We start from the raw sequence: 21,065 nt of genomic DNA, 5'->3' as shown, positions 1-21,065 counted from the left end.
GGGGTCGCGCGCACCGCGGTGGGGGTCCCGGGGCGGTCAGGCGCGGGGCCGGCCGGGGGGGGCCCCCCGCCGCCCGGCCACTGTCCGGGCAGTTCAGCCGCCACCCTTCGAACACCTGTGCGAGAATGGGCGGGTGTCGAGCGAGGCCACCATCATGCACGCCGACCTGGACGCGTTCTACGCCTCGGTCGAGCAGCGCGACGATCCCCGGCTGCGCGGGCGGCCGGTGATCGTCGGCGGCGGTGTGGTGCTCGCGTGCAGCTACGAGGCGAAGGCGCGGGGCGTGCGCAGCGCCATGGGCGGCCGGCAGGCCCGGCGGCTCTGCCCGGAGGCGGTCGTGGTGCCGCCGCGGATGGCCGCGTACACCGCCGCCAGCCGGGCCGTGTTCGAGATCTTCCGACACACCACCCCGCTGGTCGAGGGCCTCAGCATCGACGAGGCGTTCCTCGACGTGGGCGGGCTGCGGCGGCTCGCCGGGGCGCCGGCCGACATCGCGGCCGAGCTGCGTCACCGGGTACGCCACCAGATCGGCCTGCCGATCACCGTCGGCGTGGCCCGCACGAAGTTCCTCGCGAAGGTGGCCAGCGGGGTGGCCAAGCCGGACGGACTGCTGGTGGTGGAGCCGGATCGGGAGCTCGCATTCCTGCATCCGCTGCCGGTGGAACGGCTGTGGGGCGTCGGCCCGGTCACCGCCGCCCGACTGCGCGAGCGCGGCATCCGCACGGTCGGGCAGGTGGCCCGGCTGGACGAGCCGGCCCTGGTGTCGCTGATCGGCGGGGGCGCCGGGCGGCACCTGCACGCCCTGGCCCACAACCGGGATCCCCGGGCGGTGCGGGTGGGCCGCCGCCGCTCCTCGATGGGCGCGCAGCACGCGCTGGGGCGCGGGTCGCACTCCCCCGCCGACCTGGACGCGGTGCTGGCCGGCCTGGTCGACCGGGTGACCGGGCGGATGCGCGCGGCCCGCCGCACCGGCCGCACCGTGACGCTGCGGCTGCGTTTCGCCGACTACACCCGGGCCACCCGGTCGCACACGCTCGACGAGCCGACCGCGCAGACCGCGACGCTGCGGGCCGCCGCCGGTGACCTGCTGCGCGCCGCGCTGCCGCAGATCGAGCTGCGCGGCGTCACGCTCCTCGGCCTCTCGGTCGGCAACCTCGGCGCCGGGCACACCCAGCTCACCCTGCCGTTCACCGCCGCACCCGGTCCGGCGCTGGACGCGGCCGTCGACGCGGTGCGGGACCGCTTCGGATCGCGCGCGCTGACCCGGGGTGTGCTGCTCGGCCGCGACCCGGGGGTGGAGGCGCCCCGGCTGCCGGACTGACGCCACCGGCAGCACCGACCGGGTCCGCCCGACGTCGTGGGCGGGCGGCGGCTCACTCCTCGATCGCGCCGCCCACGGCACGCAGGTGCGCCCGGAACGTCACCGCCGGGTCCGCCGCCCGGGCGGTCAGGTACGCGCCGAAGCCGAGTTGCGTCCGCAGCGACTCGCCGGCGCGGACCCGGTCGGCCTGCCGCCGCTCGGTGTCCCGGATGGACTCGGCCAGGTCGAACAGCTCCCCGGCCCGGGCGGCGGGCACGAACAGCACGCCGTCGTCGTCGGCCAGGGCCAGGTCGTCGGGGCCCACCGTCCACGGGCCGACCCGCGCCGCGTCCAGCGCCCCGGCCGGCCGCGGGCCGAGGTCCCGCGGACCGGCCGGGGTGACGCCCAGGCTGAACACCGGCAGCCCGACCGCCACCAGGTCCGCGGTGTCGCGGTGTGCACCCCACACCACCAGGCCGGCCAGGCCGGCGGCGCGCGCCTCCAGCACCACCAGATCCCCGACGCAGGCCCGGTCGGTGTGCCCGCCGTCGTCGACCACCAGCACGTCCCCGGGGGCGGCCCGGTCGATCGCCTCCAGGAACACGTCGACGCTGCCGACGTGTTGAGCGGGCCGCACCGGACCGGCCAGCCGCCGCCCGGTCAGCACCGGGCCGACCGCGGCCGGGGCACACCGGACGGTCACGCCGGCCCGCAGGCAGGCGTCGGCGACGTGGGCGGTGCTCAGCGCGGCGAAGCGCGCGGCCGGTGCGGTGTGACGGGCGTCCATGGGCAAACGGTAGTCAGCCGACGCCGGTGCGGGCAGGGGCCAGTTGCGCACCGGTGGCCTGCTCACCCGGGCTCAGCGCGGGAACGTCCGGTGGAGCAGGTCGAACAGCGCGGCCCAGTGCCTCTTCGTGGCCGTCTCGTCGTACATCGGGGTGTCCGCCTGGGTGTAGCCGTGGCGGGCACCCGGATAGACCTCCGAGCGGTAGGTGACCCCGGCCGCGTCCAGCGCGTCCTCCAGCGCGGCGATCTGCTCGGCGGTCATCGACGGGTCGGCGTCGGCGTGCCCGAGGTAGATCTCGCCGGTCACCGCGCCGACGCCCCGGTGCGGGCTGTCCGGGGCGTCGGTGACCACCCGCCCGGCGTGGAAGGCCGCCACCGCGGCGATCCGCTCGGGGAGGGCCGCCATCGCCCGCAGCGCGTTCGTGCCGCCCATGCAGTAGCCGGTGATCGCCGCCGGCCCCGGCGCGACGTCCGGCTGGGCGGCGAGGAAGTCCAGGTAGGCGGCGGTGTCGCGGACCAGCGCGTCAGGCGTCAGCGCGGCCATCATCGGGCCGATCTGCTCGAACAGGGCGCTGCGGCGGCTGTCGTCGGCGAGCGCGCCGAGGTCGATCAGCGGGGCGCGCCCGGCGCGGTGGAACAGGTTGGGAGCCAGCACCACGTACCCCTGGGCGACGATCGTCGCGGCCATCTCCGCCACCCGGGGCCGCAGCCCGAACGCGTCCATGAACAGCAGGACGCCAGGGAAGGGCCCGCCCGAATCCGGGCGGACCAGGTAGGCGTCCGCCGTCCCGTCCGGGGTGGGCACGTCCACGTACGTCGGCTGCACTGTTGCGACCTCCTCGTCCCGGCTTCGGTGTCGCACGCTACTCCGCGGGCGGGTGGGTCGTTTGCGGCGGCACCGCGGGGGAACCCGGCTGACCCGGCAGAGGGAGGCGGCGGGATGGACCAGGACCAGTTCATCGGGGCGGTGGGGCGGCGGTGCGGCATGTCCACGGAGCAGGCCACGGCCGTCACCCGGGCCACGTTGACCACGCTGGTTGAGCTGATCGACGGCGGCGAGGCCCGCGACCTGGCCGACCGGCTTCCGGAGCCGCTGCGGGCGTACACGTTCGGCCCGGCCGGGGCGGCCGAGCCGTTCGGGCTCGACGTGTTCGTGGAACGGGTCAGCGGGCGCGCCGACGTCGACGCGGACGCGGCCCGGGACGGGGTGAGCGCGGTGTTCGACGTGTTGCGCGAGGCGGTGGACCCGGACGTCTACGGCGCGGCCGTCGCGCAGCTGCCGGCCGAGTACGCCGAGGTCGCCGCCCGCAGCGCCCCGGATCTGCGGCCGCCGGCCTGAGCCGGTCACCGGTCCGGGCTGTCCGCGGGCGCCATCAGCCGCAGCGCGTTCGGGTCCAGCCCGATGCGTACCGGCGTGTGTCCGTACGGTTCGCCGTCGACCTCGATGCGCGCCGGCGGGTCGGTCTCCACCCACAGGTGGCGAACCGCGAGGAACGGCTCCGCACCGAGCGTGCGACGGTGCCCGGCGGTGGCGTTACGTGCCGTTTCGCGCAGCAGGCCGCGCCGGGTCGGCCCACCCACCGGGTACGCGACGAGCAGCCGGTCGTCGGCGTTGGCGTCGGCGGTGATCGGCCGGCCGGCGTGGAAACCGCCGTTGGCCACGTACACCTGGTGCGTGACGAACCGGTGCGCGCGCCCCTCGGCGCGGACCGTGACCCGCAACGCGCGGTGCCGGGCCAGCAGCCCCAGCGCGGTGAGCGGGTACGCCAGCCGCCCCACGGCCCGTTTCAGCCGGGGCGGCGCGGCCCGCATGATGTCGGCGGACATTCCGATCCCGACGTGGTTGGTGAACCGGGTGTCGCCGACCAGTCCCAGGTCGACGTCGATCACCTTGCCGTCGGTGAGCACGGCGATCGCGGCGTCCAGGTCGAGCGGGACACCGACGGTGCGGGCGAAGTTGTTCGTGGTGCCCAGCGGCAGCAGGCCCAGGGCGACGTCCCGGTGGGCGAGCAGCCGGGCCGCCGCGCCGACCGTGCCGTCGCCGCCGCCGACGACCAGCAGGTCACCGCCGAGACCGGCCGCCTCGGCGAGTACCCGGTCGAGGTGGCCCGGCCGGTCCACCGGGTACGCGCCGAGCAACGCGAACCCGGCGGCGTCGAGGCGCGCCCGGACGGTGTCGTAGAGCCGCCGGCCACGGCGGGAGTGGGTGTTGACCACGAGCGCGGCCCGTTGTCGTTCCCGGATCGCCGTCGACAACTCCTGCTTGGTGCGCACGGTGGCGACCCTATCCGCCCACCGGCGGGCCACGACGGCAAGAAGCACCCGCGCCACCGTCGCCACCGTCGCCACCGTCGCCACCGTCGCCACCGTCGACTATCGTCTCGGCGGACGTGACCGTCCCACCGTCGGGAGTTGCAGATGTCTCAGCCGGCACCGCCACCGGAGACCGTCCACCCGCCCAGGCCGCTGGCCGGGCCCCCGCCACCACGGTCGGGCGCGGCCTCGCCGGCGCGGATCGTTCTCGGGTTGGCGCTGACGATCCCGGCGGTGCTCGCCTGGCTCTGGTCGTACGTCCTGCCCACGGTGTCCACGGTGGCCCGCAGCTTCCGCGGTGACGGCCGGCGCGACGCGACGGAGTCGGTCGGCACGGCGCACTACGAGTACGTCCTCACCGAAGGATTCGTCGGGCAGTTGGGTCTCGCGCTGCTGCTCGGCCTGGTTCCGCTCGCGGTGGCCCTGCTGGCCGCGCCGCTGCTCGCGGTCCTCGCCGACCGGGCCGGCCGGGCCGCCCGTCTGGTGACCCGCGCGGTGCTCGCCCTGCCGATCGCCGGGTACGCGCCGGTGGCCGTGCTCGTCGGTGTGCGCGCCGAGCGCGTCGAGGCGCGCACCTTCCCCCGGGATCTGGAGTCCGCTCCGGCGTTCCTCACCTCGGTGGTGGCGCAGACGACGTTCGGCCTGGTCGTCGCGGTGGCCGCGACGCTGTATCTGAGCGCCCTGCGCCGACGCTCGCCGCAGCGCCGACCGGCACCCGCCATGGCGGCCGTCGCCGGGCTGCTCACCCTGGGTGTGCTCGCCACGTCCCTGCAGGCCTACACCGCCCCGGCGGTCCTCACCAACGGCATGCCGCAAGGCGAATCCGCGACTCCGGTGTTCGGTGCCGTGCAGGCCACTTTCCAGATGGGGCGCGCGGGCGTCGGGTCTGCCATGTCGACGCTGCTGCTGGTCCTGCTCGGGCTGCTCGGACTGGTCGCGGTGGGGCTCATCCTGGCCACCCGGCTCCGTGTCGAGTTCGACGGGTGGCGGGATCGCCCCGTGGGCGGTCCGACGGACGCCCCGGCCACCCGCCGGCCGCAGTTCGTCGGGCTGCTCGCGCTCGCCCTCGTCGTCGTCGTGGGCGTGACCGGCTGGGCGGCGGCGCCGTGGCTGCGGCACCTCTTCTCCGGCACCGAGAACCTGCCCCCCGCGGTGGAGACCTCGACCGTACTCGTCAACACCTGGCTGCCGCCGCTGGTGTCCACGCTGGTCTCGGTCCTGCTCGCGGCGCTCGCCGGGTTCGGCATCGGCGCGCTGCGCCCGCTGGGACGCTACAGCGAGTTGCTCCTGGTGCCGTTCGCGCCGTGGCTGTTCGTCGGCACCGGCCCGCTGCTCTTCGCCGGCTTCGAGCGGACCCGCGACCTCGATCAGCTCAACTCGTTCCTCGGCCTGATCCCGCCGGTCTGGCTGTCGGTGCCCGCCCTGTTCGCCTTCACGCTGCTGTTCCGCGGCCAGCACGCGCGGTGGCGGGCCGGCGGCGGCCTCGGCCGCACGCTGCTCCTGCCGGCGCTGCCGATGCTGGCGGTGACCGCGTTGTTGACCTGGCTCACGCACGCCCAGCAGCTACTGTGGCCGCTGGTGGTGGCTTCGGCCCGACCCCACCTGACCGCGCCGGTGCTGGCACAGATGCAGAACCTCACCCAGCGCTTCGGTGCGGATGCCGAAGGCGTGCTGGGTCTGGTCCTCCCCCTGCCCCTGCTGCTGCTGTTCGTGCTGTCGTTCGTCGTGCTCGGGGTGGGCTACCTGGAACGGCTCGCCATCCGCGTCGGCCGGGAGACCGGCGACGACACGGCGTCCGGCGGTGCGGACGCGGCCGTCGGCAAGGTCACCGCATAGCAATCCCCGACACGGCGCCGACCTGGCGAGCGCCGGGCGAGTGAGGGTCAGCGCGCGGCGAGCGTGTCCAGGTGGGCGGCGAGCAGTTCGCGCACGCGCCGGGGTGGCATCCGGTCGGGGTGCAGCAGCGCGTGCACGACGAGGCCGTCGAGCAGGGCGTGCAGCCGGGCGGTGGCGTCGGGTGCCGGTTCCCCGGTGAGCAGGCTGACGGCGAGGTCGACGGCGCGGCGTACGCCGTCGTCGGCCTCGACCATCCGGTCCCGGGCGCCCGGGTCGACCCGGGACCGGGCGGCGAGCAGCAGCCACACCTCGGCCTCACGGACGCGCTGGCGGTCCAGCGGCAGCAGTTGTTCCAGCATCCGCTGGGCCGCCTCCCGTGGCGTGCCGGTGCGGTCGTCGGTGACGACCCGCTCGGTCGCCTCGACCATGACGTGTTCCATGGCGAAGACCAGCAGCTCGGTCTGGGTGGCGAAGTAGTGCCGCAGGGCGCTCGGCGACCAGCCGGCCTCGGCGGCGACGCTGCGCACGGTGGCGGCCCCGACGCCGTCGCGGTAGACGACCCGCCACATCGCCCTGGCCAGTTCGGCGCGTCGCGCGTCATGATCGACGATCTTGGGCACGGGCTCCTCTCCGGAAACTGGTGGACGACCGTTGCTACGGTTATCGCACAGCGTACTAATTAGGAGGTCACATGCTCGTTGCAGTGATCGTCGGATGCGAGGTGGCGTTCTGGGTGGTCCTGCTCGCCGGGCTGATCGCACGCTACCCGCTGCGGCGGCCCCGCCTCGGCGCCGCCCTGCTGCTCGCCGTGCCCGCCGTCGACCTCGTCCTGCTCGCCGCCACGACGATCGACCTGCGCCGCGGCGGCACCGCCACCGCCGCCCACGGCCTCGCCGCCGCCTACCTCGGGTTCTCCGTCGCGTTCGGACACAGCATGGTGCGCTGGGCCGACCAACGATTCGCCCACCGCTTCGCCGGGGGCCCGCCGCCACAGCGACCACCCCGCTACGGGCTGGCCCGCACCCGGCACGAGTGGCGGGAGTGGGGCAAGGGCATGCTGGGCTGGGCGGTCGCCTGCGCGGTGCTGCTGGGCTGCATCGCCCTTGTCGGCGACGACGAGCGGACCGCGGAACTCTGGGCGTGGATCTGGCGACTCAGCCTGGTCATGGCGGCCTGGCTGGTGTTCTGGCCACTCGCGTACACGGTGTTCCCGAAGCGGGCGCCACGCGACGGCTGAGCCTCACCCCTTGCGCCCGGTGGTGGCGATCCCCTCGACGAAGTGCCGCTGCGCCAGGAAGAACAGGATGATCATCGGCACCGTGGCGATCACACTGCCGGCGAGGACCACCTCCCACTGCTGCTCGCCGCCGTAGCCGAACCGGTCGAGGATCACCTTGAGCCCCCGGGGCAGCGTGTAGAGCTGCTCGTTGCGCAGGTAGATCAACGGTTTCACCAGGTCGGTCCAGCTCGCCTTGAACTCGAACACGAACGCCACCAGCAGGGCCGGGCGGACCAGCGGGAACGCCATCCGCCAGAACAGCTGCGGATAGCTGGCACCGTCCACCCGGGCCGCCTCGAAGTACTCCCGGGGCAGCGAGAGGAAGAACTGGCGCAGCAGGAAGATGTAGAACGCCGAACCGAACAGGTTGCCGGCCCAGAGCGGCACCTGCGTGTCGACCAGGCCGAGCCGGTTCCAGATCAGGTACGTCGGGATCATGGTGACCGCGAACGGCAGCATCATGGTGGCCAGCACCAGGCCGAAGAGCAGGTTGCGCCCGGGGAACCGGAAGTACGCGAACCCGAACGCCACCCAGGCGCTGGACAGCGTCGCCGCGGCGGCCGCCGCCACCCCCACCACCACGCTGTTGAAGAGCCAGGTGAGCAGCGGCATCGCCTCCCACGCCCGGGCGTAGTTGTCCGGGGCGAACGGGACCGGCAGGAGACCGGGCGCGAAGACGTACTCCCGGGGTCGCAGCGAGGCGCTGACCAGCCAGACGAACGGCAGCAGGAAGACCACCGCGGCGGCCACCAGGGCGAACACGAACAGCACCCGCTGCCAGCGCGGCCGGCGACCGTCCTCGACCGGCCGCCCCGGGTCGGGCACGGTCACCGGCGCCACCACCGTGCCGGCGACGCCCACCGGCTGACTCGTCGTGGTCACCCGTCCTCCCCCTCGTAGTAGACGAACCGGTTACCGAGCTTCACCTGCACCAGCGTGATCGCCAGGATGATCAGGAAGAGCAGCCAGGCCATCGCCGAGGCGAACCCCATGTGCAGGAACTGGAACGCCTCCCGGAACAGGTGGATCACGTAGAACGACGCCGCGTCGCTGTTGAACGAGCCGGCGGTCTGCCGGTTGCCGAAGTACATGGTGTAGACCTCGGTGAACATCTGCAGCGACGCGATGGTGTTGACGATCAGCGTGAAGAACAACGCACCCGAGATCATCGGCAGCGTCACGTGCCGGAACCGCCCCCACGGGCCCGCGCCGTCCAGGTCGGCCGCCTCGTACAGGTCGCGGGACACGTTCTGCAACGCCGCCAGATAGATGATCACGGTGGAGCCGAGGCTCCACAGGCTCATCAGCACGATGCCGGGCATCACCCAGCCCGGGTCGGTGGTCCAGCTCGGACCGTCGACCCCGACCAGCGCCAGACCGCGGTTGATCAGGCCGTCCTGCGTGTTGAGCAGCAGCAGGAACAGGATCCCGACCGCCACCGCCGGGGTCATCACCGGCAGGTAGAACACGGTGCGGAAGAAGCCCTGCAGGCGACCGACCCGCTTGAGCAGCAACGCCAACCCGAGCGAGATCGCCATCACCAACGGTACGTGCAGCGCCGTGTAGTAGACGGTGTTGCCGAGGCTGCGCGCCACCTGCGGATCCGACACCAACTGCCGGTAGTTGTCCAGGCCGGTGAACCGAGGCGCGTTGATCACGTCGTACTCGGTGAAGCTGAGCCACAGGCTGGCGATCATCGGCCCGGCGGTGAGCGCCAGGAAGCCGACGATCCACGGCGCCAGGAACAGGTACGCCCAACGGGCCTCCCGCCGGGCCAGCGGCGTACGACGTCGCCGGCCCGGCGGGGAAACGGTGGTGGTGGCCATCGCCGGGCTAGTTCCCGGCCTTGTCCAGCGCGGCGGTCGCCTCACGCTGGGCGCGGTCGAGCGCCTGCGCCGGCTGCTCCTGACCGGACAGCACCCGGTTGACCGCGTCGGTCCACGCCTTGTCGAACTCCGCACCCGCCGGCGAGGCCGGCATGGCGAACGCCACGTCCTGCGCCTGGCGGATGGTCTGCACCGCGTCGTCGAACCGCTTGTTGCCGGTCGGCTGGTAGACCTCCTCGAAGATCTTCCGGTCGGCGGCGGTGTTACCGGTCCACAGACCGGTGAAGGGCAGGTTGGCGGCCTTACGCGCCTCGGCGCGGGCGCGGGCGGCCGCCACCCAGGTGTCGGTGGCGGTCATCTGCGAGACGAAGGCGCAGGCGGCGTCCGGGTTCTTCGCCCCCTTCGTGATCACCCAGGCCTGCCCGGAGGACATGCTCAGCGACTTGCCCTGCCTGTCCACGAACGGCTTCACCACCAGTTCGGCCTTCGGGCTGTTCTTCGCGGCCTGGTTGAGGAACCACTCCTCCATCGGCCACGCCGCGATCTGGTTCCTGCTCAACGGGTTCTGCGCCCCGAAGAAGTCGAACGTGTCGCGGAAGGACTTGAACTTGCCCCAGCCGCCCTGCGCCTGGATCAGCGCCACCCCGGTGTTCAGCGCCTCGACCACCAACGGGTCGGTGAGGTTGGCCTTGGTGCCGTCCGCGGAGATCAGGTCGACGCCGTTGGCCTTGGCCCACATCGGCAGGAACTCGGGGATCTTCGGGTCGATGCCGATCCGGCTGAGCCGGCCACCGGAGACCGCGGCGAGCTTGGCGTTGAGTGCCGGCAGGCCCGCCCAGTCGGCCAGGTTCACGTCCTCGGCGCGCAGACCGGCTCGCTTCAGCAGCGCCTCGTTCAGGTAGAGCACGCGGACCTGGGAGAACTCGGGAATGCCGTACACCGTGCCGCCGAGGGTGACCTGTTCCCGGGCGGCCTGGCGGAACTGCCCCAGGTCGATCCGCTGCTTGTCGACGCAGTCGGTGAGCGGCTGGATCGAGCCGCGCTCGGCGTACGTGCCGATCAGTTTGCGGTCCATGTAGACCAGGTCCGGTGGGTTGCCCGACGCGACCGCCGACAGGAACTGCTGCTCGTCGAAGCCGCCCTCGGTGACCTGCAGCCGCACGTCGGGGTGGTCACGCTTGAAGGCGTCCACCCGGTTCGTGGCGATCTCGTCGGACAGGCTGAAGCCCATCGTGCTCAACGCGCCGCTGCCCTTGCTCCCGCCGTCGCCGGAACCCTCTCCTGCGCCGACCCCGCCACAGCCGCCGATCGCCAGGGTCAACACCCCGGCCACCGCGACCGCCCGCAGTTTTTGTGACATCGCCACCTCCCGTGGTCGCGCGGGCCACCCTGCCCGAGCCACCTGCACTTCTCCGGGGGCGCGCCCCTCAAACCGGTCGTTACACATCCTTTACCGTCGATCTTTGTCCGGTCGCGCCGAGGTCGGGCGGGCGGCGCTCACCCCGGCCAGGCGGCCCGGACCAGTGACGGCAACACCTCGCCGGCCGGGCCGCGCAGGTTCACCGCGCAGACCGTGTCCAGCGGCGTCGGCACCGGGTTCACCTGGACCACCGGCGCGCCGAGCCGGGTCGCCACGAGGGGAATCTCGGCGGCCGGGTGGACCAGCGCGGAGGTGCCCACGGTCAGCAGCAGGTCACACCGGCTCGCCGCCTCCACCGCGGCGGCCAGCGCCTGCGCCGGCAACTCCTCACCGAACCACACCACGCCGGGCCGCACCGGCGCGGCGCAGCGGGCGCAGGCCGGCGGCGGCAGCGGCCCGGCCGGTGGCTCCGGCGCGTCCCCGGGCACCGGCGCGGGATGGCCGCAGGCCGAGCAGCGGGGCGCGAACAGGCTGCCGTGCAGGCGCACCGGGGCACCCACCCCGCCGCGCTCGTGCAGGTCGTCGACGTTCTGCGTGATCACCACCGTCTTTCGCAGCCGTGCCTGGATCGCCGCCACCGCCAGGTGGCCCGGATTGGGCCGCGCCCGGCGCACCCCGTGGCGACGTCCCTCGTACCAGCCCCACACCAGGGCCGGGTCGGCGTGGAACGCGGCCGGGGTGGCCAGCTGCTCCGGGTCGTAGCGCTGCCAGAGGCCGGTCTGCGCGTCCCGGAACGTCGGCACCCCGCTCTCCGCGGACATGCCCGCGCCGGTGAAGACCACCGGCCGCCGCGCGGCGGCGAGCAGCCGACCCGCCTCCGCCAGCAGGTCGTTCATCCGTCCACCTCCAGCCGGATGTCCACCCGGTCGCCCAGCTCGATGCGTTCGGCCCGGCGCACCGAGGCGCGCAGCGGCACGATGTACCCGCCGTCGCGGGGCCACAGCGAGGTCCGCCAGGCGGTCTCCCCGACGCGCACCGCCGCCGGGATCATCCCCCAGCCGTAGCTGACCGCCGCCGACGCGGTCGCCAACGCCGCGCACTGCTCATCGGGCACGGTGACGAAATGGTGCGGTGCGGGGCCACGCCAGAACCACACCTCGCCGCTGAACGTCAGCTCCATCCGGTCAGGATAGGGACCGGGCCCGACGGTGACGCAGCAGCCGCAGCCCGACGAGCGTCACCCAGCCGAACAGCGGGAACAGGGCCACCCGTTCCATGCCGCCCACCCCGATGCCGACGTCCACCCGGCACAGGAACAGCGCCGTGGCGACCAACCCGAGCAGGCCGAGGAAGGCGCTGGCGCCCCGCAGCCCCCGCAGCAGCGACGAACGACCGGCCAGCGCCGCGACCAGCACCGCCCCGTTGCCGAGCACGAAGACCAACGCCGCGCCGAGCACGTGCCCGTTCTCGTCGACGTCCGCCGGGTAGGCGCCGGCCAGCACGTAGCCGACCCCGGCGGCCACCGTGGACGCGACAATCACGTGCACCGCCCGACCCGGGCGCAGCGTCCGGTGTGCCACCAGGGCGCCGAGCGCGAGCAGCACCCCGACCGCGACGAACGAGGCGTTCATGGCCGGGTGCCACGGCGAGCACACCTGACGCGGGCGGTCCGGGTCCCACATGCCGCAGCTCACGTTGCCGAGGTCGCTGACGTTGTGCTCCGCCCAGCTGAATCGGCCTCGCCCCCACGCCAGGCCGACCACCACGTTCGCGGTCAGGAACAACACGGTGGCGGCCAGCCAGCAGGCGGCCGCGAGACGGTCACGGATCTCCATGGGTCGAGTGCACCCGTCCGGGCGCCCGGACGCACGGGGCGTGGCGGGCCGGTTCGGGGTAGGGCCAGACCTACCCGGGAAGCGGGGTCTGGACCGCTGGGCGCGCGGGCGTGGGCTGACTAGCGTCATCGCCATGATCGCTGATCGACCGGTTGACCTGGCCACGGCGGTGCGCCGCCGCGGCTACCCGATCTCCGCGTGGCCGTGGCGGGCCCTGGCGTACGCCGTCACCACGCTGCCCCTGTCCGGTGTCCTGGCGGTCGGCGCGGCCGTCATCGCCGCGCCGTCGCTGCTGGTGCTCGGCGCGCTGCGACAGGGCCGGCCCGTGGCCGGGGGTGTGCTGGCCGTGCTGACCGTGCTGGCGCTGGCCGTGCTGGCGGCGGCCCCGCTGGTGAGCGCGCCGGTGGCCGCGGTCGAACGGTGGCGGCTCGGCCTGGTCGACGACCGCCCGCCGTTGGCGCCGCCCTGGCGCGGGGTCGCCGCCCGGTGGACCACCGCCGCCGGCTGGCGGGAGGCGGCGTACCTGGCCTGGCTGGGCGTGGCGGTGCCGCTGGCGTACGGCATGTTCGCCCTGCTCCTGCTGATGGACGCGGCTCTTGTCGCCGGCCCGTGGCTGGCCGACGGGAACGACCGGATCGTCCTGGTCTGGGCCACCGTCGACTCCCCCGCACGGGCGGTCCCCTTCGCGGTGGCCGGGCTGCTCGCCGTCCCGGCGCTCGGCTACCTCGCCGGGCTGCTGGTCGCCGCCCAGGCGGCGGTGGCCCGCCAGCTGCTCGACGACGCGCCCGACGGTGCGGCCCTGCGCGAGGTGACCCGCTCCCGCGCCCGCCTGATGACCGCCTACGAGTCGGAACGCCGCCGCATCGAACGCGACGTGCACGACGCCGCGCAGCCCCGACTGACCAGCCTCACCCTCCAGCTCGGGCTGGCCCGCCTCGACGTGCCCGACGACTGCCCCGCCGCGCGACCGCTGGCGGTCGCGCACGACCAGGCCAAGGAACTGATGGTGACGTTGCGCGGGATCGTCCAGGGCCTGCGCCCGCCGCAGCTCGCCGAACTCGGCCTGGCCGGCGCCGTGGCGGACCTGGCCGACCGGTCGACCGTCCCGGTCACCGTGCGCGCGCAGCTGACCCGACCGGTGCCGGAGCTGGTCGAGACGACCGCCTGGTACGTGGTCTCCGAAGCGCTGGGCAACGTGGCCCGGCACGCCGGAGCGACCCGGGCCGAGGTGCGGCTCACGCATCCCGGCCCGCTGCTGGTGGTGGAGGTCGAGGACGACGGGCGCGGCGGCGCCGACCCGGCCCGCGGCACCGGCCTGACCGGGCTGGCCGACCGGGTGGCGGCGGTGGAGGGCCGGCTGCTGCTGTCCAGCCCGCCCGGTGGGCCTACCCTCGTGCGGGTGGAGCTGCCGTGCCGTCCGTGACCCGGGTCGTCCTCGCCGAGGACGAGGTCCTGCTCCGGGAGGGCCTGGTCGGTCTGCTGACCCGGTTCGGCTTCGCGGTGGCCGCCGCCGTCGGCTCCGCCCCGGACCTGCTCGACGCCGTCCGCACCCACCGGCCCGACCTGCTGGTCACCGACATCCGGATGCCGCCGCAGCACCGCGACGACGGCCTGCGGGCGGCCGTCACGCTGCGCGCCGAACGCCCCGAACTCGCCGTGGTGGTGCTCAGCCAGCACGTGCAGAGCGGGTACGCCGCCGCGCTGCTCGACAGCGGGGACGGCCGCCGGGTCGGCTACCTGCTCAAGGACCGGGTCGCCGACGTCGCGGAGTTCGCCGACACGCTGCGCCGGGTAGCCGGCGGTGGCACCGCGGTCGACCCGGACGTGGTGCGGCACCTGCTGCGCCGCCCGGGCGACCCGCTCGCGGCGCTGTCCCGCCGCGAGCGGGAGGTGCTGGGGCTGGTCGCCGAGGGCCACTCCAACACGGCGATCGCGGCCCGGCTGCACGTCACCGAGGCGGCCGTCGGCAAGCACGTCGGTAACATCCTGGCCAAGCTCCATCTGCCGCCGGACGAGGACACCAACCGCCGGGTGCTCGCCGTGCTGGCCTACCTGCGGGCCGGCTGACCGCCCGCCGCGGCGGGGCGACCCGGGGCCACGTTCACAGGCCCATCGGCGCCGGGTCGCCGGCCAGCGCCCGGAACCGCTCGCGGGGCTCGGCGACCAGCCGCCGGGTGGTCAGGTCGAGCAGGCCGCCCACCCCGGCCACCGAGGCGACCGGGGTGCCGTCGGCGCGGGTGAACTCCTGCACGATGCGGAACGTCTTGCCCTCGCCCCAGTGGAACTCGCAGGTCACGTCGACCTCGTCGCCACCGCGCAGCTCCCGCAGGTAGCGCACGGTCACCTCCAGCGCGACCGGGCCGACGCCCCCGGCGAGCAGCCGCTCCTGGGCCACCCCGGCGGCGCGCAGGCACTCCCATCGGGCGTGCTCGGCGTACTGGAGATAGACCGCCTGGTTCAGGTGCCCCTGCGTGTCGAGTTCGTAGCCGCGCACGGCGACGCGTACCCGGAACGGATCTGCCATGCCGGCAGCCTAACCAGCGGCGGCCGGCTCACCGGCCTCGACCAGGTTCCCGCCGGACAGGCGCAGCCACCGGCCCACCCCGAGCGCGGCCAGGAAGTGCCGGTCGTGGCTGACCACCAGCAGCGCCCCCCGGTATCCGCCGAGCGCGCTCTCCAACTGCGCGACGCTGTCCAGGTCGAGGTTGTTGGTGGGCTCGTCGAGCAGCAGCAGCTGCGGGGCGGGCGCGGCGTTGAGCACGCAGGCCAGCGTGGCCCGCAGCAGCTCGCCGCCGGAGAGCACCCGCACCGGCAGGTGCGCCCGGTCGCCCCGGAACAGGAAGCGGGCCAGCAGGTTCATCCGCTGCGCGTCGGTCAGCCCGGGCGCGAAGGTGGACAGGTTCTCCGCGACCGTCCGCGCCGGGTCGAGCAGATCCAGCCGCTGCGACAGGTACGCCACCCGGCCGTCGGCACGGGTCGCGGTGCCGGCCGCCGGCGGCTGCTCGCCGCCGACCAGCCGCAGGAGCGTGGACTTGCCGGAGCCGTTGGGCCCGGTGAGCGCGATCCGCTCCGGCCCCCGCACGATCAGGTCGACCCCGGCGAACACCTGTCGGCCGTCGTACCCGGCGCACAGCCCTCGCCCCTCGAAGACGGTCCGGCCCGCCGGGACGGTGGTGTCCGGCAGGTCGATGACGATCCGGTCGTCCTGGCGGGCCGCCCGGCTGGCCTGGTCCAGCCGCTGCTGCGCGTCCCCGACCCGGCCCGCGTGCGTCTCGGCGGCCCGGCCGGCGGACACCTGGGCGTCGCGTTTGAGGCCACCGGCGACGATCCGGGCCAGGCCGGCGTCGGGCAGGTTCCGGGCGGCCGTGGACGCACGGCGGGCGGCCCGCTCCCGGGCCTGCTGCAACTGGCGCTTCTGCCGCTTGAGGTCCTGCTCGGCGCTGCGGACCTGCCGTTCGGCGACCTCCCGTTCGGCGCTCACGGCCTGCTCGTAGGCGGTGTGGTTGCCGCCGTACCAGCGGATCTCGGCGGGTTCCAGCGCGGCGATGCGGTCCATCTCGTCCAGCAGCGCCCGGTCGTGGCTGACCACCAGCAGGCATCCGGCCCAGCCGCGCAGCACCGCGGTCAGCCGTTCCCGGGCGTCCTCGTCCAGGTTGTTCGTCGGCTCGTCGAGCAGCAGCACGTCGGGGCGGCGCAGCAGCTGCGCGGCCAGGCCGAGGGAGACCACCTGCCCGCCGCTGAGGGTGCCCAGGCGGCGGTCCAGCGCCAGCTCGCCCAGGCCGAGGCGGTCCAGCTCGGCGCCGGTGCGTTCCACCACGTCCCAGTTGTCGCCGACGGCGGTGAAGTGTTCCTCCCGGGCGTCGCCGGCCTCGATGGCGTGCAGGGCGGCGATGGTCCGGTCGACGCCGAGGACCTGGGCGACGGTCTGCCCGACCGCGAACGGCAGGTGTTGTGGCAGGTAGCCGAGCACCCCGCGCACGGTGACCGCGCCGGAGGTGGGGCGCAGCTCGCCGGCGATCAGCCGCAGCAGCGTGGTCTTGCCGAAGCCGTTGGGGGCGACCAGGCCGGTGCGCCCGGACGGGACGGAGAAGGACAGGTCGGTGAAGACCGGAGTCTCGTCCGGCCAGGAGAAGGACATTGCGGAGCTGACGACGTAGGCGTCGGACATGGTCGACCTTGGGGCAGGGCAGGGCGGGGCCGGGGCGCACGAGCGCACCCGGCGCGGGCGGGAAGCGACACGGTGGGCCGCGGCGCGCACTACGCGCGTCGGCGGCCGGCCGGGTTCTCACCCGGAGATGTCGTCGTCACCTGCCGTGATCATGATCGCTCCCCTCGTGGCGCCCCGACCACACTAGCGCCCCGGGCCGCTCGCCGGCATGCGGTCAGGCGGGCCAGGCGTGACCGATCCCGTCGAGCAGCACAACGACGCCTTCGGTGGCCGCCTCCCGATCACGGGAGATCTCCCGGTACTCCGACGAGGTGGACCAGCGCTCGAAGTCCTCCCGACTGTCGAACGACAGCAGGATCGCCTTGTCGTACGGCCACTCACCCTCCACCACCCGGGCTGCGGTGTCGGCGGCGAGCAGCCGGCCGCCGTGTCGGGCCAGGACCGGCAGGAAGGCGGCGACGTAGCGCCCGTACCGCTCCGGGTCGTGGATGGTGAGCTGCGCGAGGGCGTAGACGGTCACCGGGCCAGGCTATCGAGCCGGTGGCGCCCCCGGCGCCGTCCATCGGTCGGCATCGCGACATCGGCCGACTCTCCGGGTGCTCTGGCCTTGACGGTCCTGGCCTGCGGATACTGATGGGCGGTATGGCGCCCCCGCCGCCGGTGCGGCGCGCAAGCCCGTGCGGCGGTGCGGAAAGGTGGAGACGATGGCCGATCAGGGCAACCGGTCCGTGGTCGTGCCGTCGCCGTCGAGGACCGCAGCGCCGGACCGGTCGACGCTGCCCGCTGCGGGTGTGCCCGCAGCCGCCTGGCAGGTCCGGATCCGCACCAAACTCGACGACCTGTGCCAGCAGCTCGCCGGCCTGACCTCCGTCGATCCGGACGAGGTGGCGGCGCTGCGCGCCCATCTGTCGCGGGTGGAGAACGAGCTGGGTCGCGGCGGTGGGGTGACCGGGTGGCTGCGTGGTGGCCCGGTGGAGTACGCCTGGCAGACCATCCACTGGGTGGAGCGGGCGATGGTGGAGCTGCGGACGGCGGAGCAGTTGATCGGGCTGCTGCCGGCGTACCGGGACGCGGCGGCGGGGGTGCTGGCCGCCGACGCCCGGGTGCTCACCGAGCTGGACGGGGCGACCGACGCCATGCCCGTGACCCTGTTGCGCACGCGGGTGCAGGCGTTGCTGCTGCGCTATCACGCCGAGTCCGACGACTTCCACGAGTCGGCGCGCCGGTTGCGCAACCGGATGCTGGGGTTGTCGGTGTTCGCGCTGCTCGGGGCGGCCCTCCTGGTGCTGGTGCAGTGGGGGAGCCGGGACCTGCGACTGTTGAAGGCGCCGGCCGACTCCCCCGACGTGCCGGCCTGGCGGCTGCTGGTCCTCGTGCTGATCGCCGGGGCGCTCGGGGCGTTCCTCAGCGCCCTGCCGTCGATGATCACGTCGCGCTCCGGTGGCCTGCCCTATCAGCTGCCGTTCCAGCAGGGGCTGTTGAAGCTCGCCATCGGCCCGCTGGTGGCGGTCGCCGGCATCATGCTCGTCGTCGGCGGTCTGGTGGACACCACGGTGAGCAGCACGGCCGCGTTGCTGGGGCTGGCGATCGTGTTCGGCGCGGGGCAGCAGGCGGTCACCGCGTTCGCCGACCGGCGGGCCTCGGAGTTGCTCGGGCAGGCGGCCAAGAGCTGATGCCGCCCGGCGGCCATCCGGCCCTCGGTAGCCTGGTCGCATGATCTTCATTACCGCCAAGTTCCGGGTCCGTCCGGACGACGCCGACCGCTGGCCGCAGATCGCCGCCGACTTCACCGCCGCGACCCGCGCCGAGCCGGGCTGTCTGTGGTTCGACTGGTCCCGCAGTCTGGACGACCCGACCGAGTACGTGCTGGTGGAGGCGTTCCGCGACGGCGACGCCGGCGCCGCGCACGTGCAGTCGGCGCACTTCCGTGCGGCGCAGCGCACGCTGCCGCCGCACCTGGTCGAGACGCCCCGGGTGGTCAACGTGACAGTGGACCAGCAGGACTGGTCCCGCCTCGGCGAGATGGCCGTGCCCGGCGACGACTGACGTGAAGGAATCCAACTATCCGGCTGCGACGTATTGAAGCTTCTTTTCGACACCGGCTACCCTCGGCGGACATATCCATCATCTTCAGTGGAGGAGCTGGAACATGCGCAAGCTCATGTCGGCGCTCGGCGCCGCGGCCATGCTGGCGGCGGGCCTGGTGGCCGGTGCGGCACCGGCCCAGGCCGCCACCACCTGCACTCTCGTGCAGCCCTACATCTACAACGGAGCCAACCTGATCATGTGGGGTGTCGGCCTCGACGGCTGTTCGGGCGACGTCTACTGGGAGATCCAGTCGGGCAGCGACGGCACGTGGCGGGTGGCCGAGAGCGGTACCACCTACTACGACGACTATGTCGGGACCTACTACGGCGACACGGAACTGCCGTGCTACATGCGGGTGTACGCGAAGTTCGGCAACCAGGAGAAGCTGAGCCGCGCGGCGTGGAACGGCGGCTGCGTGGGGTGACCGGCCGGTCGGTCGGGGCGCGTCGAGTGCCCCGTCCGACCGACCCCGTCGCGGCCCCCGCGCCCCGAAACTTCCGGGACCGGGCGGCGCGACGCACACCCCCGTGACCGGCCAAATCCGGTGCTCAACGAGCCGCCGGACGTCACTGCGGCACGGGCGGACATATCGAAGCGATTAAGTTTTCGGAACACTTCCGGTAGGCTCCGGACAGAGATTCGCTTCGATCATTCACGGTGCGGGGAGCACACTCCCCATCTGGCGCGGCCTCCGGGCGGCCGCGGACCCACACCGTGGCGGGCGGTGGTCGGGAGCGGGTCGTCCCATTGACCGGCTAGAGAGGCTTTCAGATGGACAAGGTGCTCGCCCGCGGGAGCGCGGCAGCCCGGTCGCGTCCCCGTGCCGCGGTGGTGTCGATACTCGCCGCAGGTGCCGTGGTCACCGCCACGGTCGCGATGGCGACAAGCGCCAGCGCCGGCACGACACTCGGCGCGGCGGCGGCGGAGCAGGGCCGCTACTTCGGCACCGCGGTGGCCGTGAACAAGCTGTCCGACAGCACGTACGTCGGCATCCTGAACCGCGAGTTCAACATGGTCACCGCCGAGAACGAGATGAAGTGGGACGCCACCGAGCCGTCCCAGAACCAGTTCACCTTCAGTGCCGGCGACCGGCTCGTCGCGCACGCCCAGGCCAACGGCATGCGGGTACGCGGTCACGCGCTCGCCTGGCACCAGCAGCAGCCCGGTTGGGCGCAGAGCCTGTCCGGCAGCGCGCTGCGCCAGGCGATGGTCAACCACATCACCCAGGTCGCCACCCACTACCGGGGCAAGATCTACGCCTGGGACGTGGTCAACGAGGCGTTCGACGACGGCAACAGCGGCGCACGCCGCAACACCAGCCTGGAGCGCACCGGCAGCGACTGGATCGAGGTCGCGTTCCGCACCGCGCGGGCCGCCGACCCCGGTGCCAAGCTCTGCTACAACGACTACAACACCGACAACTGGACCTGGGCCAAGACGCAGGGCGTCTACAACATGGTCCGCGACTTCAAGGCCCGCGGCGTGCCGATCGACTGCGTTGGCTTCCAGTCGCACTTCAACAGCGGGTCGCCGTACCCGAGCAACTACCGCACCACGCTGCAGAACTTCGCCGCCCTCGGCGTCGACGTCCAGATCACCGAGCTGGACATCGAAGGTTCGGGCAGCAGCCAGGCCACCGCCTACGGCAACGTGGTCCGCGACTGCCTGGCCGTGGCGCGCTGCAACGGCATCACCGTGTGGGGCATCCGGGACACCGACTCCTGGCGGGCCAGCGGCACGCCGCTGCTCTTCGACGGCAGCGGCAACAAGAAGCCGGCCTACACCGCCGCGCTCAACGCGTTGAACGAGGGCGGCACGCCGCCCCCGACCACCGAGCCGCCGACCAGCGAGCCGCCGACCAGCGCCCCGCCCACCAGCGCGCCGCCGACCAGCCCACCCCCCGGCGGCGCCTGCACCGCGACCCTCACCAGCAACCAGTGGCAGGGTGGCTTCGTCACCAACGTGCGCGTCACCGCCGGCGCGAGCGGGCTCAACGGGTGGACGGTGTCGCTCACCGTGCCCTCGGGCGCGGCGATCACCAACAGCTGGAGCACCCAGCCCAGCGGCACCAGCGGTGCGGTCACCTTCCGCAACGTGGACTACAACCGCCAGGTCGGTGCCGGTGGCACCACCGAGTTCGGCTTCCAGGGCACGGGCACTGCGCCCACCGGCACGCCGACCTGCGCGGCCGCCTGACCGTCGACGGGGGGGCGGGGCGGCGCCCCCCCCCCCCCCCCCCCGCCGCGCGGGCGCCCCCGGGGGGCCCCCCGAGCG

Annotated in this window: 23 protein-coding genes; 10 read left to right on the top strand and 13 right to left on the bottom strand. The window is 73.8% G+C overall.

Annotation, left to right across the window (positions count from 1 at the left end; genetic code table 11):
- Nucleotides 1–133 precede the first annotated feature (133 nt).
- Nucleotides 134–1,321, top strand: a complete 1,188-nt coding sequence (gene dinB, locus ACLQ2X_RS02575) for a DNA polymerase IV (protein WP_425679275.1) — start codon at nucleotides 134–136, stop codon at nucleotides 1,319–1,321.
- A gap of 52 nt (nucleotides 1,322–1,373) precedes the next feature.
- Here the strand turns inward: dinB and ACLQ2X_RS02570 are convergent, their stop codons facing one another.
- Nucleotides 1,374–2,087 (bottom strand): RraA family protein, encoded by a 714-nt coding sequence (locus ACLQ2X_RS02570; RefSeq protein WP_425679274.1) that lies wholly within the window; start codon nucleotides 2,085–2,087, stop codon nucleotides 1,374–1,376.
- Nucleotides 2,088–2,159: 72 nt separating this feature from the next.
- Nucleotides 2,160–2,912, bottom strand: a complete 753-nt coding sequence (locus tag ACLQ2X_RS02565; protein WP_425679530.1) for a dienelactone hydrolase family protein — start codon at nucleotides 2,910–2,912, stop codon at nucleotides 2,160–2,162.
- A 114-nt stretch (nucleotides 2,913–3,026) separates the two neighbouring features.
- On the opposite strand from ACLQ2X_RS02565, the gene ACLQ2X_RS02560 reads away from it, so the two are divergent.
- Nucleotides 3,027–3,425, top strand: coding sequence for a DUF2267 domain-containing protein (locus ACLQ2X_RS02560; protein ID WP_425679273.1), 399 nt, complete (start codon nucleotides 3,027–3,029; stop codon nucleotides 3,423–3,425).
- 5 nt (nucleotides 3,426–3,430) lie between these two features.
- On the opposite strand, the gene ACLQ2X_RS02555 is transcribed toward ACLQ2X_RS02560, so the two are convergent.
- The gene (locus ACLQ2X_RS02555; RefSeq protein WP_425679272.1) at nucleotides 3,431–4,453 is read right to left on the bottom strand and encodes a diacylglycerol/lipid kinase family protein; all 1,023 of its coding nucleotides are present in this window, start codon (nucleotides 4,451–4,453) and stop codon (nucleotides 3,431–3,433) included.
- Nucleotides 4,454–4,504: 51 nt separating this feature from the next.
- Between ACLQ2X_RS02555 and ACLQ2X_RS02550 the strand changes: the two genes are divergently transcribed.
- The gene (locus ACLQ2X_RS02550; protein WP_425679271.1) at nucleotides 4,505–6,235 is read left to right on the top strand and encodes a sugar ABC transporter permease; all 1,731 of its coding nucleotides are present in this window, start codon (nucleotides 4,505–4,507) and stop codon (nucleotides 6,233–6,235) included.
- A 47-nt stretch (nucleotides 6,236–6,282) separates the two neighbouring features.
- Here the strand turns inward: ACLQ2X_RS02550 and ACLQ2X_RS02545 are convergent, their stop codons facing one another.
- Nucleotides 6,283–6,855 (bottom strand): TetR/AcrR family transcriptional regulator, encoded by a 573-nt coding sequence (locus ACLQ2X_RS02545; protein WP_425679270.1) that lies wholly within the window; start codon nucleotides 6,853–6,855, stop codon nucleotides 6,283–6,285.
- Nucleotides 6,856–6,926: 71 nt separating this feature from the next.
- Between ACLQ2X_RS02545 and ACLQ2X_RS02540 the strand changes: the two genes are divergently transcribed.
- Nucleotides 6,927–7,472, top strand: coding sequence for a hypothetical protein (locus ACLQ2X_RS02540; RefSeq protein ID WP_425679269.1), 546 nt, complete (start codon nucleotides 6,927–6,929; stop codon nucleotides 7,470–7,472).
- A gap of 3 nt (nucleotides 7,473–7,475) precedes the next feature.
- On the opposite strand, the gene ACLQ2X_RS02535 is transcribed toward ACLQ2X_RS02540, so the two are convergent.
- The 6 genes from ACLQ2X_RS02535 to ACLQ2X_RS02510 all read right to left on the bottom strand — a co-directional run bounded on the left by ACLQ2X_RS02535 (nucleotide 7,476) and on the right by ACLQ2X_RS02510 (nucleotide 12,535).
- Complete coding sequence (locus tag ACLQ2X_RS02535) at nucleotides 7,476–8,396, bottom strand: carbohydrate ABC transporter permease (protein WP_425679268.1); 921 nt, start codon at nucleotides 8,394–8,396, stop codon at nucleotides 7,476–7,478.
- A complete protein-coding gene (locus tag ACLQ2X_RS02530) occupies nucleotides 8,393–9,340 on the bottom strand; it encodes a carbohydrate ABC transporter permease (protein WP_425679267.1) in 948 nt (315 codons plus the stop codon). The genes ACLQ2X_RS02535 and ACLQ2X_RS02530 overlap by 4 nt, the downstream gene beginning before the upstream one ends.
- 7 nt (nucleotides 9,341–9,347) lie before the next feature.
- Complete coding sequence (locus ACLQ2X_RS02525) at nucleotides 9,348–10,700, bottom strand: extracellular solute-binding protein (protein WP_425679266.1); 1,353 nt, start codon at nucleotides 10,698–10,700, stop codon at nucleotides 9,348–9,350.
- 137 nt (nucleotides 10,701–10,837) lie between these two features.
- Nucleotides 10,838–11,596: an SIR2 family NAD-dependent protein deacylase gene (locus ACLQ2X_RS02520; RefSeq protein WP_425679265.1), complete on the bottom strand. Its 759-nt coding sequence runs from the start codon at nucleotides 11,594–11,596 to the stop codon at nucleotides 10,838–10,840.
- A complete protein-coding gene (locus tag ACLQ2X_RS02515) occupies nucleotides 11,593–11,880 on the bottom strand; it encodes a DUF1905 domain-containing protein (protein ID WP_425679264.1) in 288 nt (95 codons plus the stop codon). Before ACLQ2X_RS02515 ends, ACLQ2X_RS02520 begins: the two co-directional genes overlap by 4 nt.
- Before the next feature lie 4 nt (nucleotides 11,881–11,884).
- The gene (locus tag ACLQ2X_RS02510) at nucleotides 11,885–12,535 is read right to left on the bottom strand and encodes a DUF998 domain-containing protein (RefSeq protein WP_425679263.1); all 651 of its coding nucleotides are present in this window, start codon (nucleotides 12,533–12,535) and stop codon (nucleotides 11,885–11,887) included.
- Between the two features lie 133 nt (nucleotides 12,536–12,668).
- Between ACLQ2X_RS02510 and ACLQ2X_RS02505 the strand changes: the two genes are divergently transcribed.
- The gene (locus ACLQ2X_RS02505) at nucleotides 12,669–13,958 is read left to right on the top strand and encodes a sensor histidine kinase (protein ID WP_425679262.1); all 1,290 of its coding nucleotides are present in this window, start codon (nucleotides 12,669–12,671) and stop codon (nucleotides 13,956–13,958) included.
- Nucleotides 13,946–14,602, top strand: a complete 657-nt coding sequence (locus ACLQ2X_RS02500; protein WP_425679261.1) for a response regulator transcription factor — start codon at nucleotides 13,946–13,948, stop codon at nucleotides 14,600–14,602. The genes ACLQ2X_RS02505 and ACLQ2X_RS02500 overlap by 13 nt, the downstream gene beginning before the upstream one ends.
- Nucleotides 14,603–14,636: 34 nt before the next feature.
- Here the strand turns inward: ACLQ2X_RS02500 and ACLQ2X_RS02495 are convergent, their stop codons facing one another.
- The 3 genes from ACLQ2X_RS02495 to ACLQ2X_RS02485 form a co-directional block, all read right to left on the bottom strand.
- Nucleotides 14,637–15,059, bottom strand: coding sequence for an acyl-CoA thioesterase (locus tag ACLQ2X_RS02495; protein ID WP_425679260.1), 423 nt, complete (start codon nucleotides 15,057–15,059; stop codon nucleotides 14,637–14,639).
- A gap of 9 nt (nucleotides 15,060–15,068) precedes the next feature.
- Nucleotides 15,069–16,703, bottom strand: coding sequence for an ABC-F family ATP-binding cassette domain-containing protein (locus ACLQ2X_RS02490; protein ID WP_425679259.1), 1,635 nt, complete (start codon nucleotides 16,701–16,703; stop codon nucleotides 15,069–15,071).
- A gap of 214 nt (nucleotides 16,704–16,917) precedes the next feature.
- Nucleotides 16,918–17,223: a DUF1330 domain-containing protein gene (locus tag ACLQ2X_RS02485; RefSeq protein ID WP_425679258.1), complete on the bottom strand. Its 306-nt coding sequence runs from the start codon at nucleotides 17,221–17,223 to the stop codon at nucleotides 16,918–16,920.
- 184 nt (nucleotides 17,224–17,407) lie between these two features.
- On the opposite strand from ACLQ2X_RS02485, the gene ACLQ2X_RS02480 reads away from it, so the two are divergent.
- The 4 genes from ACLQ2X_RS02480 to ACLQ2X_RS02465 all read left to right on the top strand — a co-directional run bounded on the left by ACLQ2X_RS02480 (nucleotide 17,408) and on the right by ACLQ2X_RS02465 (nucleotide 20,987).
- The gene (locus ACLQ2X_RS02480) at nucleotides 17,408–18,376 is read left to right on the top strand and encodes a hypothetical protein (RefSeq protein ID WP_425679257.1); all 969 of its coding nucleotides are present in this window, start codon (nucleotides 17,408–17,410) and stop codon (nucleotides 18,374–18,376) included.
- Nucleotides 18,377–18,416: 40 nt separating this feature from the next.
- Nucleotides 18,417–18,749 carry a putative quinol monooxygenase gene (locus ACLQ2X_RS02475; protein WP_425679256.1) on the top strand — a complete coding sequence of 111 codons (333 nt, stop codon included), beginning with the start codon at nucleotides 18,417–18,419 and terminating at the stop codon, nucleotides 18,747–18,749.
- A gap of 103 nt (nucleotides 18,750–18,852) precedes the next feature.
- Entirely contained in the window at nucleotides 18,853–19,215 is a 363-nt protein-coding gene (locus ACLQ2X_RS02470; RefSeq protein ID WP_425679255.1) for a hypothetical protein, read from the top strand.
- Between the two features lie 347 nt (nucleotides 19,216–19,562).
- A complete protein-coding gene (locus tag ACLQ2X_RS02465; RefSeq protein WP_425679254.1) occupies nucleotides 19,563–20,987 on the top strand; it encodes an endo-1,4-beta-xylanase in 1,425 nt (474 codons plus the stop codon).
- Nucleotides 20,988–21,065: the final 78 nt, after the last annotated feature.

The sequence above is a fragment of the Micromonospora sp. DT31 genome (genome assembly GCF_049841795.1).
GTDB lineage: Bacteria > Actinomycetota > Actinomycetes > Mycobacteriales > Micromonosporaceae > Micromonospora.
Note: the sequence above shows the minus strand (reverse complement) of the source record. Positions and strands in the feature narration are given on the sequence as shown.

Coding starts and splice junctions, on each gene's coding strand:
- ACLQ2X_RS02550 (WP_425679271.1), top strand. CDS start 4,505: ATGTCTCAGCCGGCACCGCCACCGGAGACCGTCCACCCGCCCAGGCCG.
- ACLQ2X_RS02505 (WP_425679262.1), top strand. CDS start 12,669: ATGATCGCTGATCGACCGGTTGACCTGGCCACGGCGGTGCGCCGCCGC.
- ACLQ2X_RS02515 (WP_425679264.1), bottom strand. CDS start 11,880: ATGGAGCTGACGTTCAGCGGCGAGGTGTGGTTCTGGCGTGGCCCCGCA.
- ACLQ2X_RS02520 (WP_425679265.1), bottom strand. CDS start 11,596: ATGAACGACCTGCTGGCGGAGGCGGGTCGGCTGCTCGCCGCCGCGCGG.
- ACLQ2X_RS02560 (WP_425679273.1), top strand. CDS start 3,027: ATGGACCAGGACCAGTTCATCGGGGCGGTGGGGCGGCGGTGCGGCATG.
- ACLQ2X_RS02470 (WP_425679255.1), top strand. CDS start 18,853: ATGCGCAAGCTCATGTCGGCGCTCGGCGCCGCGGCCATGCTGGCGGCG.
- ACLQ2X_RS02490 (WP_425679259.1), bottom strand. CDS start 16,703: ATGTCCGACGCCTACGTCGTCAGCTCCGCAATGTCCTTCTCCTGGCCG.
- ACLQ2X_RS02465 (WP_425679254.1), top strand. CDS start 19,563: ATGGACAAGGTGCTCGCCCGCGGGAGCGCGGCAGCCCGGTCGCGTCCC.
- ACLQ2X_RS02525 (WP_425679266.1), bottom strand. CDS start 10,700: ATGTCACAAAAACTGCGGGCGGTCGCGGTGGCCGGGGTGTTGACCCTG.
- ACLQ2X_RS02495 (WP_425679260.1), bottom strand. CDS start 15,059: ATGGCAGATCCGTTCCGGGTACGCGTCGCCGTGCGCGGCTACGAACTC.
- ACLQ2X_RS02570 (WP_425679274.1), bottom strand. CDS start 2,087: ATGGACGCCCGTCACACCGCACCGGCCGCGCGCTTCGCCGCGCTGAGC.
- ACLQ2X_RS02510 (WP_425679263.1), bottom strand. CDS start 12,535: ATGGAGATCCGTGACCGTCTCGCGGCCGCCTGCTGGCTGGCCGCCACC.
- ACLQ2X_RS02540 (WP_425679269.1), top strand. CDS start 6,927: ATGCTCGTTGCAGTGATCGTCGGATGCGAGGTGGCGTTCTGGGTGGTC.
- ACLQ2X_RS02480 (WP_425679257.1), top strand. CDS start 17,408: ATGGCCGATCAGGGCAACCGGTCCGTGGTCGTGCCGTCGCCGTCGAGG.
- ACLQ2X_RS02475 (WP_425679256.1), top strand. CDS start 18,417: ATGATCTTCATTACCGCCAAGTTCCGGGTCCGTCCGGACGACGCCGAC.
- ACLQ2X_RS02530 (WP_425679267.1), bottom strand. CDS start 9,340: ATGGCCACCACCACCGTTTCCCCGCCGGGCCGGCGACGTCGTACGCCG.